Source organism: Bradyrhizobium sp. UFLA03-84, assembly GCF_002289535.1.
GTDB classification, from domain to species: Bacteria; Pseudomonadota; Alphaproteobacteria; order Rhizobiales; family Xanthobacteraceae; genus Bradyrhizobium; species Bradyrhizobium viridifuturi.
The window spans coordinates 711914-726466 of record NZ_NSJY01000017.1 but is presented as its reverse complement, the minus strand read 5'-3'; the positions used below and the strand labels follow the sequence as shown (position 1 = coordinate 726466).

Annotated in this window: 14 protein-coding genes; 11 read left to right on the top strand and 3 right to left on the bottom strand. The window is 63.7% G+C overall.

Features of this window, described 5'->3' with window-relative positions:
* Positions 1-27: 27 nt before the first annotated feature.
* Positions 28-2313: a hypothetical protein gene (locus tag CK489_RS36155; protein ID WP_349626976.1), complete on the bottom strand. Its 2286-nt coding sequence runs from the start codon at positions 2311-2313 to the stop codon at positions 28-30.
* A 727-nt stretch (positions 2314-3040) separates the two neighbouring features.
* Here CK489_RS36155 and CK489_RS36150 point away from each other — a divergent pair.
* The 11 genes from CK489_RS36150 to CK489_RS36100 all read left to right on the top strand — a co-directional run bounded on the left by CK489_RS36150 (position 3041) and on the right by CK489_RS36100 (position 13243).
* Positions 3041-3742, top strand: a complete 702-nt coding sequence (locus CK489_RS36150) for an RNA polymerase sigma factor (RefSeq protein ID WP_095735623.1) — start codon at positions 3041-3043, stop codon at positions 3740-3742.
* Between the two features lie 139 nt (positions 3743-3881).
* The gene (locus tag CK489_RS36145; RefSeq protein WP_050405219.1) at positions 3882-4706 is read left to right on the top strand and encodes a flagellin; all 825 of its coding nucleotides are present in this window, start codon (positions 3882-3884) and stop codon (positions 4704-4706) included.
* A gap of 63 nt (positions 4707-4769) precedes the next feature.
* On the top strand, positions 4770-6476 hold the full coding sequence (gene fliD, locus CK489_RS36140; protein WP_095735622.1) for a flagellar filament capping protein FliD: 1707 nt from the start codon (positions 4770-4772) through the stop codon (positions 6474-6476).
* On the top strand, positions 6476-6919 hold the full coding sequence (locus CK489_RS36135) for a flagellar export chaperone FliS (protein ID WP_050628663.1): 444 nt from the start codon (positions 6476-6478) through the stop codon (positions 6917-6919). Before fliD ends, CK489_RS36135 begins: the two co-directional genes overlap by 1 nt.
* A 103-nt stretch (positions 6920-7022) precedes the next feature.
* The gene (locus CK489_RS42800) at positions 7023-7589 is read left to right on the top strand and encodes a hypothetical protein (RefSeq protein WP_349626975.1); all 567 of its coding nucleotides are present in this window, start codon (positions 7023-7025) and stop codon (positions 7587-7589) included.
* Between the two features lie 231 nt (positions 7590-7820).
* The gene (locus CK489_RS36125) at positions 7821-8492 is read left to right on the top strand and encodes a flagellar hook assembly protein FlgD (protein ID WP_095735621.1); all 672 of its coding nucleotides are present in this window, start codon (positions 7821-7823) and stop codon (positions 8490-8492) included.
* 19 nt (positions 8493-8511) lie between these two features.
* Positions 8512-9783: a flagellar hook protein FlgE gene (gene flgE / locus CK489_RS36120; protein ID WP_095735620.1), complete on the top strand. Its 1272-nt coding sequence runs from the start codon at positions 8512-8514 to the stop codon at positions 9781-9783.
* Positions 9780-10037, top strand: coding sequence for a hypothetical protein (locus CK489_RS36115; RefSeq protein WP_347336300.1), 258 nt, complete (start codon positions 9780-9782; stop codon positions 10035-10037). The genes flgE and CK489_RS36115 overlap by 4 nt, the downstream gene beginning before the upstream one ends.
* A gap of 19 nt (positions 10038-10056) precedes the next feature.
* Positions 10057-10512: a hypothetical protein gene (locus CK489_RS36110; RefSeq protein WP_050628688.1), complete on the top strand. Its 456-nt coding sequence runs from the start codon at positions 10057-10059 to the stop codon at positions 10510-10512.
* A 27-nt stretch (positions 10513-10539) separates the two neighbouring features.
* Positions 10540-12318, top strand: a complete 1779-nt coding sequence (flgK, locus tag CK489_RS36105) for a flagellar hook-associated protein FlgK (RefSeq protein WP_095735619.1) — start codon at positions 10540-10542, stop codon at positions 12316-12318.
* Positions 12319-12334: 16 nt separating this feature from the next.
* Positions 12335-13243: a flagellin gene (locus CK489_RS36100; protein ID WP_050628659.1), complete on the top strand. Its 909-nt coding sequence runs from the start codon at positions 12335-12337 to the stop codon at positions 13241-13243.
* A 16-nt stretch (positions 13244-13259) separates the two neighbouring features.
* On the opposite strand, the gene CK489_RS36095 is transcribed toward CK489_RS36100, so the two are convergent.
* Positions 13260-14198 (bottom strand): substrate-binding periplasmic protein, encoded by a 939-nt coding sequence (locus CK489_RS36095; RefSeq protein WP_095735618.1) that lies wholly within the window; start codon positions 14196-14198, stop codon positions 13260-13262.
* Positions 14195-14488 (bottom strand): c-type cytochrome, encoded by a 294-nt coding sequence (locus tag CK489_RS36090; RefSeq protein ID WP_244486165.1) that lies wholly within the window; start codon positions 14486-14488, stop codon positions 14195-14197. The genes CK489_RS36095 and CK489_RS36090 overlap by 4 nt, the downstream gene beginning before the upstream one ends.
* Positions 14489-14553: the final 65 nt, after the last annotated feature.

Below are 14553 nucleotides of genomic sequence, written 5' to 3'. Positions count from 1 at the left end.
GCGGGGCGGCCAGATCAGGCGGACAAATCACTCGGCGCTGGTTGCTTGCGCACCGTTGGCGCCGCGCCAGGTCAGCGTGGCCGCAGGCGCCCGGTTACCGTCGCGGTTCTCGACCGAAAGGATGCGATCATGGTCGAGGGCAGTCAGCGCGACCGTGTAGATCGCGACGTCGTCTTCGAAGCCGTCGACCGGGATCAGCAGCATGCCGTCGTCACTGGAGGCGCGGAACTGACGGCCGCACCTCTCGAGGCCGGCGTCAATGAGCCGTGCTTCCGCGATCGTCTTCACGTTCGAGCTCTCCGCTGCCTTCGCGGCGCTCGCGCCGTACTGCACCGTGATGCCGTGGAGCGTTCCGTGGCGGGTGAGCTTTGCCAGCGGCAGCGCGATGGTCGCGACCGCCATGCGGCGCGACAGCGGAATCCGCAGGCGAAGGTCGCCGAGCCCGGTGTGATAGACGCTGACAGTTTCAAGCACAGCCTGGCCGTCGCGCCCGAACAGGCCGACCTGCAAGGTCCCGCATTGCGCCTCGCCGAACACGTTCGCGGGCAGGCGGTTGGCGCCGAACAGCGTGTAAAGATAGGTGTGCGCCGGCGACAGCGCGGCAAAGCTTCCGGCCAGCCACATCGGCGGGGCCGGAGCCGTACACGCCGTCGAGAGGCCCCGGGCGATGATGCAATCATTGATGAAGTTGGCGTCGAGCAGCGGCGCCAGAGCCTGCGTGCCGAGGTTGACGTCATGCTTGATGCCGCCGAGCAGCACGAGCTCATCATCGTCGGGCAGCAGCAGGAGGCGTCCGAGCACGGCGGCGGCCCAGCGTGCCGCGACTATGGGATCGGCGTCGGGCTGCAATGCATAGCGCTGCGCCAGCTCGCGGGCGCGCGACACATAGGCCAGCGTCCCGGACTGCACCTCATTCGCCAGCGCCAGCTGGGCCGCGGGGCGCTGATCGCCCTCGCGCAGCACCTCACCGCCGCGATAGTCGCGCGCCGATCCTTCATCGGAGCAGCAAAGCTGCTCCAGCAAGGCAACGTTGCGGATCAGCATGCGCTTGACATGCGGCGTTACGATCCGATCCGAGATCAGGCCTTCCGCGGTGTCGTCATCGGCGATATCGTCGAACGCATCGTCCAGCGTCAGCAGATACGCGCCGTGCAGGCGGATGCGAATGCCCTCTCGATCGAAGATACGCCGCAGCGACTTCTGCACGCTTGCGGAATAGCCGAGGTCGACGAGGATCAGGTCGGTGCAGCCGTCGAAATCCGCGATCCTGGCGCGAAGATAGGCGAGCAGGCGCTCGCGGACGCCGGCGGCGATATCGGTGATTTCGCGCGGGTCCATCAGGTCGGGCAGGACGTCGGCGAGCTCGCGGCCGCTCGCAATACCGTCGGGATATTGCGCGAAGAAGTTCATCACGGCGGGCGGCTGCGCCTTGACGATATCGACGAAGGTTGGCGCGTCGATCTTGACGACGCGGCTCAGCAGCTCGCTGAGAGGCTCGAGCGTATCGGCGGACCCGACCAGGCTGACGCGACGATTGATCTCGACATAGGCACCGGTTTCGCCATGGCCTGATTGCCAGACGCGATACGGCAGCAGACCGTCGCGACCGAGGAATCCGACTGCAACGCGCGCGCCCTCGCGCGCCAGCGCGGCCCGCCGCGCATCGATGAATGCGTCGAACGCCGCCATGACGGGGCCGAGCACGGTCACGCCGAGGTTGAAAGCCGGAGACTGCTCGGCGCTGCGCGCCGTCACCACGCGTCGCAGCGTGCGGGCGCCGCAATCGAGCCGCGACGGCTGATCGGGACACAGCAATTCGAACATCGATGTTTCTCGCTGAAGCTTCGATGCCAATGCCGCGCTGGCCTGCGGATAGTAGCGCGGACGGATGCCGTAGCGGCGGGCACCCTTGATGTCGGCGTGGTGATTGTCGCCGATGTGGAACGAACTCGTGGCGTCGACACCCTGCTCGGCGAGATAGGCCTCGAACAGCGTCTCGCTCTTGCTGCTGCCGTGATCGCAGGATGCGTAGAGGAAATCCCAGCTCAGTCCCGGGCTGCAGGATCGCAGCAGCTGCGCGAGCTGGTCGGTGCTCCAGTACGTGTCGGAGATGAAGCCGGTGCGGAGACCGCCGCGCTTCATGTCCATATATTGCTCGAGCATTTCCGGATTGACGCGGCACAGCTCGAGCTCGGCTTCGAATTCGATCTGCGCGAGATCCTGCAACGCATCGCGGCTCAGACCGAACAGCCTGAACGGAAAGTACTTATAGATGTCGGCAATGCGGACTTCGGTGGAGCCGCTACGTTCCAACGCCAGCTTGCGCGCACGCGCCTCCGCCTGGATTCGATGCTGAACGAAACTGACGGATACATTCGGAAATTTTTCAGCAACGCGCGAAAGCTGAAAAACCCTTTCGAATACGCCATCCGGCGTCGTGCAGGCGCGCAACAGAAATGTATCGAAAACATCGAATGAACATGCAGAAACACTCTGCGCTCGACGCGTTGCGTCGACCGTCATGATCGTCATGCGCAAAATTCCCGCCAGTCCTCATGCGTTGAACGCCTGCATGAGACAAATCAGGCGCGATGATTCAAAAAAGTTGATGCGGGATTCGAAAACGCGCGCTTCGCGACTGACAGATTCAAAAAATCGGATAACGTCGAAATGGTGATTCGGAAAAAATTGCCTAGTCGCATTCATCGAATGCAAGATGGCGACCAACGGCGATGGATCACTCGCATGCTCCGCGCATGCATTTGTTCGCGTGGCGTTAGTTGATGTGACAACAGCGTTTTCCGACGCGACGAATTCTTCCGCGGGCATGCGAGGCGATGCTGAACGACTGCTCCAGACTCCGTAGAATTGCCGGCTGCGCCTCCGCGCAGCGGCAGCTTTTGCCGGGCAGTCGGCAAAATAATCCAGCTAAGCATTTGAAAAATAACAAAAAAAGTTCGCCTGATTTGCTCCAGCCCTCCGTTCAACGCTCAGAAGCCGCATGGGATGTGTGCCAGCGGCGTTGGTTGGAGAGCGGCGGATGAGTTACGCGCTTGATGTGATGGCAGCGGTCGAGGTGGAGGCCACGGCGGCCGCGGCTGCGCCGGTCGAAGCCGCTGCTCCCTGGAGCAACGTCCCCACCGTTGCCGATGCGGGCCCGCTCGACACCGTCGAGATCCAGGACGAGGACAAGGAACTGCTCGACCGCCTCGCCGCTGGCGACGAGGCGGCGTTTCGTGCTCTCGTCGAACGTCACGTCGATCGCGCCTACGCGATCGCGCTGCGCATCGTCGGCAACGCCGCGGATGCCGAAGACGTGGTGCAGGACACGATGCTGAAGGTTTGGACACATCGCGGCCGCTGGCAGCATGGCCGCGCCAAGTTCTCGACCTGGCTCTATCGCGTCGTCAGCAACCGTTGCATCGATCTGCGCCGCAAGCCGCGCACCGAGAATGTCGACGTCGTGCCGGAGGTCGCCGACACCCAGCTCGACGCGAGCACCGTCATCGAGCGCAACGAGATCGGCAATCTCCTGGAGGTCGCGATGCAGCGGCTGCCCGAACAGCAGCGCGTCGCGGTGATCCTCTCGTATCACGAGAACATGAGCAACGGCGAGATCGCCGAGGTGATGGACACGACCGTGGCCGCAGTGGAGTCGCTGCTCAAGCGCGGGCGGCAACAGCTGCGCGAGATGCTCAAGCGGCACGAGCGTGACCTGCGCGGCGCGTTTACCGACTGCTAACCATAAATTTCGGCTTCTGAAGATTTCGCGCCTGACCACCGGCGGCCGACCCGTTTGATCGGACGGACGGGGGCTGGAACCGCGTCACCTCACTTTTCACGATGCGGCATGCCATGCCCCATCAGCACAGGAGCTAGACATGCCCGCAATTTCCACCAATACCGCCGCGAACTCCGCGGTCCGCTACCTCAACATCAACTCGATGCAGGAAACCAGCGCGCTGTCGAAGCTGTCGAGCGGCTCGCGCATCACCTCGGCTTCCGACGACGCGGCCGGCCTCGCGATCTCGACACGTATTTCTTCCGATATCACGACGCTGCAGCAGGCCGCCACCAACGCTGCGCAGGCGACTTCGATCCTGCAGACCGCCGACGGCGGCGCCTCCAACATCTCGGACATCCTGGCCCGCATGAAGTCGCTGGCCTCCGAGTCCGCCTCCGGCACCGTCGCCGACTCCAGCCGCGCCTACATCAACTCGGAATTCACGCAGTTGAAGGGCGAAATCGACTCCATCGCTTCCGGCACCCGCTACAGCAGCCAGAGCTTGCTCGATGGTTCGAGCGTGTTCTCGTCGGGCGTCTCGGTGCTGGTCGGCTCGACCTCGGCCGACACCATCACCATTACCCTGACCAGCCTGACGGCGTCCTCGCTCGGCGTGACCTCGCTCGACGTCTCCAGCCTTTCGAGCGCCACCAGCGCGATGTCGGCCCTCGACAGCGCGATCGACACCGTGTCGTCCGCCCGCGCCGAGATCGGTGCCCAGGAATCGCGCTTCAACTTCTCGGCCGACTCGATCTCGACCCAGACCCAGAACCTGCAGTCCGCCAACTCGGCGATCAAGGACGTCGATATCGCCTCCGAACAGGCGACGCTGTCCTCGGCCGAGGTGAAGACCCAGGCGGCAGTCTCGGCGGAAACCGCTGCGAACCAGATGCCGCAGTACCTGCTGAAGCTGCTCGGCTAATTCGACGGACAAATCGGGCCGGCATGATGCCGGCCCGATTTCTATTGCGGCGGAAGTGTCGATATGACGGTTAGCAGCGCCACCTCGGGCACCTCGAGCACATCAAGCACGACGTCGGCGAGCTCCGCCAGCACGGTGACCACGACCGGTACGACCAATTCGGCCAGTATCGACTGGACTGCGCTGATCGACGCCGAAGTCAACGCCAAACTGGCCGCGGCGACCACGATCACCACGTCGATCACCGCCAACCAGGCCAAGATCACGGCCTACCAATCCCTGCAGGCCGAACTGTCGACACTGGCAACCGGGCTGTCGTCGCTCAGCACCTCGATCATCAACTCGATCGCCACCAACGCGTTCGCCACGCGTTCAGCGACGATTTCCTCCACCGGCGACGTCAGCGCGTCCTCGGCGCTCAACATGAGCGTCAACAGCGGCTCGGCCACCGGTGATCACACGCTCCAGATCACCCAGCTCGCGACCGCGCAGAAGGTGATCGGCTCCACGCAGTCGAGCACGTCGACGGCGCTGGGCCTCTCCGGCACGTTTTCGCTCGGGTTGGCCGGCGGCAGCAGCACGGCGATCTCGATCACCAGCGGGATGTCGATGCAGGACGTCGTCGACACCATCAACGCCCAGACCTCGAGCACCAACGTCCAAGCCTCCATTGTCCAGGTCTCGAGCGGATCTTATGAGATGGTTCTGACGGGGACCCAGGACGCAGCCAACATCACCTATTCGTCGACTTCAGGCGATGACATCCTGAACAAGCTCGGCGTCACCGACACCACGGGAGCCTTCACCGACGTTCTGCAGAAGGCGCAGTCCGCGCAGTTCACGCTCGACGGCATCGCGCTCACCCGCAACACCAACGATATTTCCGACGTGCTGTCCGGCGTCACCTTCGATCTGCTGCAGCCGACGCCGAGCGGCACCAGCCTGAATATCAGCATCCAGACCGATACCAGCCAGATCACCACGGCGCTGCAGACGTTCGTCACCAACTACAACGCGTTTCGCGACCAGGTGATCGCGCAGTCGGCACAGAATTCCGACGGCACGGCCGCATCGAGCGCGGTGCTGTTCGGCGACAGCACGATGCGCGATATCATGACCCAGCTCCAGCAGGTGCTCAGCGGATCGGTCAACGGCATGACGATGGCCGATCTCGGCCTGTCCTTCAACGAGAACAACGAGCTGCAGCTTGATACCGGCACGCTGTCGACCGTGTTGACGCAGAATCTGGCCGGCGTCACCAAGCTGCTGTCGGCGCAGACCACGACCTCGTCGAGCCAGCTGAACGTCGTCAACACCGGCACCTCGCCGCAATCCTTCACGCTCGATGTCACGGTGGATTCGACGGGCACGCTGAGCGGTGCCTCCGTCGGCGGCGACAGTTCCGGCTTTTCGGTGGTCGGCAACACCATCATCGGCAACTCGGGCACGATCTACGCCGGCATGGCGTTCACCTACACCGGATCGACCTCGCAATCGATCACCGTGTCGTCGACATCGGGTCTTGCGTCGCAGCTCTACCAGCTTGCGCACACCAGTGCGGGGACCACCGGTCAGTTGCAGACGCTAATCACCAATTTGCAGTCTCGCGACACCGATCTGCAGTCGCAGGTCAGTGACATCCAGAGCAATGCGGCGACGTTCAAGGCGCAGCTGCAGCTTCAATACGCCAATTATCAGGCCGCCATCGAAAGCGCGAACAACACGCTGGGCTACCTGAGCGCCCTCCTGAACGCATCATCGAGTAAATAATGACCCAGAATGCCACGGCCTATCTCGCCAACAATGCCTACCGATCCGCCGCGGTGGCGGTGCCGCCGTTGAAGGCGGTGGTGATGCTGTGCGACGGCGCCATCACGTTTCTGCAGAAGGCGCTGGACGCGCACGAGGCGAAGCGCTTCGAGGAAGGGCACGCCTATCTGACGCGGGCGACCGCGATCCTGCGCGGACTGAGCCACCATCTCGACGTCACCCGCGGCGGCGCCATGGCCGATCGCCTGTTCCGGACCTACAATGCCCTGATCATGGCGTGCCTGCGCTCCTACGGCCGGCCGCAGGCGAGGGAGAATTTCCGCCGCATCATCGCCAGCCTGACCGAGCTCCGCGACGCCTGGAAGTATGTCGAGGCAACCGCCGGCAAGGCCGCCAAGGCCAAGACAGCCGACAAGACGCTCGAATCGGCCGCCGGCCGCTGAGCGCGGGGAAGGCGCGAATCACCCGGCAAGGCGGCTTCTCCGGGTGGGGGCAGGGCGCCAGGACGGGCGTCCTGGTGGGGAAAAGAGCCGCCCGGTGGGCACAATGCTGGACCTGACGCACCGGCGGCGGAAATTGATTTCCGCCGTCCCGCGAATGCTTTATGACGGCCTTGGCGACGAGGCTGGATCTGCGCGCGGGATGGACGTTGCGACATTCGAAGACCTGATCGACCGGCTGGGGGAGGATCTGTCCCGCTGGCCCGATGATCAACGTCTTGCCGCTGTCCAGCTGCTTGCCTCCTCCGCCGAAGCGCGGACGCTCTATGAGCAGGCCAGCGCGGTGCGCCGGGCGCTCGCAGCGCCGCCGGTTCGAGCCCCCAAGGGGCTGGTCGATCGCATCGTGACCGCGGCCGCGAAACTGCCCCAAGAGAATTTGCCCCAAGAGAAGCTGTCTCAAGAGAAGCTGCCCCAAGAGGAACGGCCACAAGCGGCGGCCTCTGAGCCGGATTCGCCCGAGGCGCAGCTGAATGATGCGCAAGGCCAAGGCGAGTCCGACCAGCAGGGCAAGGTGCTGCCTGCACTCTTGCTGGCGCTGTGCCTGTTGCCCGCGCTGGCGCCGCCGGCATTGATGCTCGGCGAGCAGGATCTGCCGATCAGCCTTTCGCTCTGAGCTTTCATTTCTTGTTGCACTCCGCGCCGTTCCGCGGCGAGGCGGTCTGCGCGCGTTTGCATGCCGCGGAGCCACGGCCGATCGGCAAAATCTGCCGATTAATCAAATGATTTCAGGCGGATGAATCCGCGCCTGAAATCGGCGCGTCATCCGTTTTATCTGCGAACGACTTCACGACCCAATGTTCCAACGCGTTCCGCCGCCCTAGCCCGCGGCGAAGAGAGACTTGTCATGACCGTTTCCTCGGCAACCTCTGCTGCGACCTCCGCCGCCTCGAGCTCGTCGTCGAGTTCGTCGACGAGCGCGTCGATGGGGATGAGCTCCACCGATTTCCTCAACCTGCTGGTCAGCGAACTGCAGAACCAGGATCCGCTGAACGCCACCAGCACGACCGATTTCATCAACCAGCTCACCTCTTACGCCAACTTCACCGAGCAGCAGTCGACCAACGCCAGCATGACGTCGCTCGCGAGCTCGTTCTCGAGCCTCGTGACGCTCAACTCGGTCAACTATATCGGCCACACCGTCGAGGCGAAGACGAACACGGCGGAGCTGACCAACGGCTCGGCGACCTTCGGCTACTCGCTCACATCGGCCGCTTCCAACGTCGCGATCGCGATCCAGGATTCGTCGGGCAATACGGTGTGGAGCGGCAAGGGGACCGGAAACGCCGGCTCCAACACCTTCGCCTGGAATGGCCAGACCACGAGCGGCACCCAGCTCAGCAATGGCGGCCAGTACACGATCCAGGTGACCGCGACCGACGCCGCCGGCAACTCGCTGCTCAGCTACACCACGATGACGGGAATCGTGACCGGGATCGATGCTTCCGGCTCGACGCCGTCGCTGCTCGTGAACGGCGTCCCGATCAGCGCCGCCAACATCATCGGCGTCACGTCCTGATTGCTACCGGAGTATTATCATGAGTCTTACTGGCGCACTTTCCTCGGCGATCTCGGCGCTCAATTCGCAGAGCCAGTCGCTGGCAATGATTTCCGACAACATCTCCAACGCCGACACCACGGGTTACAAGACCACGTCTGCGATGTTCGAAGACCTTGTGACGGCGTCGAACACCGCAACCTCGTACACGTCCGGCGGCGTCACGGTGTCCGGCCGCGCCAACATCACCCAGCAGGGCCTGTTGTCCGCGACGACCAATGCGACCGATGTCGCGATCCAGGGCAGCGGCTTCTTCGTCACTACCAACGCGACGGCCGGCGGCACCACCTCGTATACGCGCAACGGTGCGTTCACCACCGACAACGCTGGCTATCTCGTCAACAACGGCAATTACCTCGAGGGCTGGCGCACCGACGCGCAAGGCAACATCATCGGCAATGCGTCAGCCGCAAGTCTCGGGCCGATCAATACCCAGGTCGCCTCGACCAGCGGCAGCGCCACCACGAAGGCGACGATCGCAGCGAACCTGCCCTCCGATGCCGCGACCGGTGCCACCTTCACCAGCTCGATGACCGCCTACGACTCGCTCGGAACCGCGAATTCGATCCAGATCACCTGGACTAAGACTGGCGCCAATGCCTGGACCGCGAGTTTTGGTAACCCGACGCTCGCTTCGAATTCGAGCACCACGACGGGAACGACGAGCAGCGGCACGGTGGCCATCACCTTCAATAGCGATGGTTCGCTCGCTTCGACGAATCCGAGCCCGCCCACAATCTCGGTGACGGGCTGGACCGACGGCGCCGCCAACAGCAGCATCGCGCTCAATCTCGGCACCGTCGGCAAGACCGACGGCCTCACCCAATACGCGTCGGGCGAGACGACGCCGCAGGTGAATCTCACCGGCATTACGCCCGATGGCCTTCCCTACGGCAAGCTGAGCAGCATCGCGATCGGGAAGGGCGGCGTAGTCGATGCGACCTACTCCAACGGGCAGACGATCGCGATCTACAAGATTGCGGTCGCGACCTTCAGCGACCCGAACGGATTGAACGCGGCGAGCGACGGCATGTATTCCGCGACAGCGGCTTCCGGCAGCGCCACGCTGCAGACGTCCGGGACCAACGGCGCGGGCACGATCTACGGCAGCGAACTGGAATCCAGCACCACCGATACCAGCGGCCAGTTCTCCAACATGATCTCGGCGCAGCAGGCCTATTCGGCGGCGTCGCAGGTGATCACCACCGTCAACAAGATGTTCGACACGCTGATCTCGGCGGTGTCGCGATGATGGCAAACGCAAGCCGCGAAGATGCCTTGCTGCGCGAGCTGCGGCGCCTGACCGCGCGGGCGGGCGCCGTCAAGGCGGACGACCGGGCGCAGCTCGTCGCGCTGCTCGACGACATCGGAACCTTGCGCGATCTGCTGATGCGCGAATGCGCACGGCTCGACCAGGAATTCAACCGGGCTTCGGCCCGGGTAACGGCAATCACCGCGTATGGGCGCAGCGCACGATCGGTCAGCGCCCTGCGTCGCGGACACTAGCTTGAACGGGAGCGATGACATGACACCGGAACGCAACATCAAGATCAATCCCGCGGGCAATGACGAGCGCGCCAGGTCGTTGATCGCGCTGATCGACAATCTGATCGCGATCGTGAACGAGGAGAATGTCGAGCTCGCCAAGGGGCTGCCGGCCTCGCGGCTGAAGCAGGTCGACGAGAAGAACCGGCTTGCCACGCTGTTCGAGCAGTGTGTGGCCGAAGCCGTCGGCAAGACCGCGAACCTCAACGTCCAGGACCGCGTGCTGCGCGAGCAGCTGTTGGACCGGATCCTGAAGCTCCGGGTCGCGATGGACGAGAACGTGATGCGGCTGCGCGCGGCGATCGATGCCAGCAATCGCAGGATCGAGGCGATCATGCAGGCGATCCGTGAGCAGCTCGCCAACGTATCGCCTTATGGGGCCGGCGGCCGTCGCGTCACGCCCGCGATGTCCTATGGCACCAACGTGCGGGCCTGATCGGGCCGGCGCTGGAGGGAACAGGTCGTGTCGTCGCTCGATATTGCACGGAGCATCGCATTCAGCGGGCTGTCAGCCACGCAGGTGCAGATCAGCATCGCCTCGGCCAATATCTCCAATGCCGACACCAAGGGCTATACCGAGAAGACCGCCAACCAGAGCAGCAGCGTCACCGCTGGCGTCGGTACCGGCGTTACGATCACCGGGATCAGCAGCTCGGTGGACAAGCTGCTCCTGAAGTCGCTGGTCGGAGCCGATTCCGATCTTGGGGCCGCGGACACCAACAACAACTATCTGACCGAGCTCCAGCAGCTCTATGGCTCGACCTCGAGCGGGGACAGCTCCACGACGGGCACCTCGCTGGCCAATACGCTCGCGGCATTCGAATCGGCGTTGTCGTCGCTCGCGAGCACGCCGAGCAGCGCCTCGCTTCAGTCGAACGCCGTCAGCGCGCTCAACGCGGTCACAACGCAGCTGCAGCAGACCTCGAGCGGCATCCAGAAGCTGCGCGCCGATGCGGACCAGGACATCGCCTCGTCGGTCAGCGACATCAATTCCGATCTGCAGCAGATCTCCGACCTCAACAAGCAGATCAAGCAGGAAGCGGCTGCGGGCCAGCCGACCGCCGATCTCGAGGACCAACGCAACAGCGCGCTGCAGGACCTCGCGTCGCAAATGAATGTGAGCTATTTCAGCAATTCGAGCGGTGATCTGCAGATCTATAGCGGCTCGGGCCAGGCGCTGGTCGACAGCACGGCGCACCCCTTGAGCTACACGCCGACGTCCAATGTCACGGCATCGACGACGTATGTGGCGGGATCGGCGACAAGCGGCTTCAGCGGCATCACCGTCAACGGGGTCGACATCACCTCGCAGATCACCTCCGGCAAGGTCAGCGCGCTGATCGCCCTGCGGGACCAGACATTGCCGGCCGCGCAGTCGCAGCTCGACGAACTTGCCCAGCAGTTCGCCGCGAGCGTCAACGCCGTATCGAACCAAGGCACGTCGATGCCGCCGCCGGCCAGCCTGACCGGAACCACCACCGTGAGCAACGCGACACCGCTGTCGGCAACGGGAACGGTGCGGATTGCGGTCGCGGACAAGAGCGGCAATCTGGTGTCCTACCAGGACCTCAATCTGGCGTCCTACACGACGGTCGGCGCGCTCGCCACCGCGATCAACGGGATTTCGGGCGTATCCGCATCGGTCGATGCCAACGGACATTTGACGATCTCTGCCACGGGATCCGGCAACGGCATTGCCATCAACCAGATGACGAGCTCGGTCGGCAGTTCGGGCGAGGGCTTCTCGGATTACTTCGGACTCAACGACCTGATCACGGGGACCGGCGCTTCCAACATCGCGGTTCGCAGCGACATCCTCAGCGGCACGGCGACGCTGCCGACGTCGACACTCGACGCATCGTCGACGTTGTCCGTTGGAAGCTCGGTGCTGTCCGCGGGCTCGGCAACGGTCGTGAACGCGCTCTCGAGCGCGCTGACCGGGTCGACCAATTTTGCCATGGCGGGTGGGCTCGGCGCCACCACCGGCTCGTTCACCGACTATGCAGCCGCGATCGTCGCCAACGTCGCCAGCAAGGCGACCCAGGCGTCGTCGACCTACACCGCCAAGCAGACTGCGCAATCGACCTATGCGAGTTCGCTGTCGTCGCAATCCGGCGTCAACATCGACCAGGAAAGCGCCAATCTGAGTGCCCTGCAGAACAAGTACGCTGCGGCGTCCCAGATCATCACGGCCATCAACGCCATGTTCTCGGCGCTGATGACTGCGATGACCGCAGCTTGAGTGTGAGGCCGTCGTCATGCTGATGCGTGTTGCCACCTTCGCGCAGTCGGACCAGATGATATCAAGCGCGCTGCGCCTGCAGGCGGCGATGGCCAATGAGCAGGTGCAGGAGTCCTCCGGGCTGCAATCCGAGGATTTCGGCGGCTACGGCTCCAACGCCGGTCGCGTCATCAATCTGCAGGTCTCGGTGACGCGCGCCCAGACCTATATCGATGCCAGCAATCTCGCCGATAACAAGGTGCAGGCGATGTATTCGGCGGTCGGCTCGGTGACCGATATCATCACGCAGCTGCGGACCCAGCTCAGCGCGGCTACCACCGGCAGCAGCACGGCGACTGCATCGGTGATCAACTACGCCCAGCAGGCGATGTCGCAGATGCAGGGCCTGCTCAATACCCAGTATGACGGCGAATATGTCTTCAGCGGTGCCCGCACCGACACGGCACCCGCGAATCTATCGAGCTTCGACACCGGAACCGGGTCGCTGACGACATCAGACACCAGCTATTACAAGGGTGACAGTGAGATCGCGTCGGTGCGGGTTTCGGACAGCCAGTCCGTTTCCTACGGGGTCACCGCCGACAATCCGGCCTTCGAACAGGTCATGCGGCTGTTGAAATACGTCGGCAACAGCACGACGTTGTCGTCGACCGACATCACGCAAGCGCTTGATCTCGCCAGCACAGCGCTGGATGCAACGTCGACCGTGCAGGCCAAGCTTTCGACCGCGGCGTCGCAGATCGAGACCGCCAGCACCGACCAGAGCGACTACCAGAACTTTGCCAAGACGCTGTCGACCAACCTCACCAGCGTCGACGTCGCAGCCGTAACGGCGCAGCTTTCGACCTATCAGGCGCAGCTGACGGCGTCCTACTCGGCGATCTCCAAGATCCAGAGCATGAACCTGGCGAGCTATTTGAGATAGTCCGCCATCTCCTCCGTCATCGGTTCAGGATCTTCAGCCAGACATCGCCGAGAATGATCGGCTCGCGCGGGGGAAGCCAGGTGAGGCCTGCCGCCTTGCCGAGCTCGGCAATGGTGCCGTTGGCCTGCAGATCGGACAGCACCTTGTTGACAGCCTCCAGCAATGCCTTGTCGGTTTCGAGCGCGACGTAGCCGCGGTTGGCGCCGATCGGATAATAATATCCCGACGCCGTGATCTTGGTGTCGGGATGATCAGCGCGATAGGCGTCGAACCGGCGCAGGTCGAGCAGCGTGGCGTCGAAGTCACCGCGCTCGAGGTCTCCCAGGAGGTCGCTGCGTCCGGGAACGAGGTGGGTGATGTCCTCGATCAGTTTTCCCTTGTCGAAAGTCATCAGGATGGCATCGCCCAGCGTGCCGCTTTCGATAGTCAGGCGAAGGCCGGCAAGATCGCCGATATTGGCGATCTTGCGGTCCTTGAGCTTGTCCTTGGCCTTGGGACCGAGCACGACGGTCATCGGTGAATAGATGTAGGGCTGACTTGGCGCCAGCACTCCGATCGGGATCCGGCGGCGGCGATCGTCGCGGGTCGCGCCATCGAAGTCCGGCAACTTGGCCGTCGTGACGCCGGGCGCCTTCAGCGAATCCGTGGTGAGCGCGTAGCCGCCGACCAGCGCGCAACGTCCGTCCGACAGCAGGGCATTGGCTTCCAGCGCCGGGCTCGAATCCTCGTCGAGCTTGCTCTCGAACCACTGGATCTTGAGCGGACGCCCGAGCCGCTCGGCAATCGCTTGCGCGAGCGCGACGTCGAAGCCGGCGTCCGGTTTGCCGCGATGATGCGCCGACAAGGGCGGCAGGTCCTCGTCGAGGCATACTTTGAGCGGCGCGTCGGCGGCATGCGCCAGCGCCGTCGTGGCGAGAAGCAGAGCCGTCGCAATGCCGGCAAGCAGGGCCCTCATTGGGTCCTCCGGCTCGACAGGAAGGCCCAGACGTCGGCGATCTCCTGCTCGCTCAGGATATCGGCCCAGGGCGGCATCTTGCCGTTCTTGCCTTGCTTCACCGTGGTCACGAAGCGCGTCTTGTCGCCGGCAAACGCGCGCAGGTCCGGCGTGATGGTGCCGGAGTTGACCATGTTGGGACCATGGCAATGCGAGCAGTTCTTGGCGTAGGTGACCTTGCCTTGGTCGGTCTGGCCTTCAAGGTCGATTGCACTGGCTTGCTGCGCGGCCGCCGGGATCAAGGTGATCAAGGCCGCCGCGACGGCGGCGAAGATCGCCGCCGTCAACAGGGTTACTCTTTCAGTCACGTGTGCTC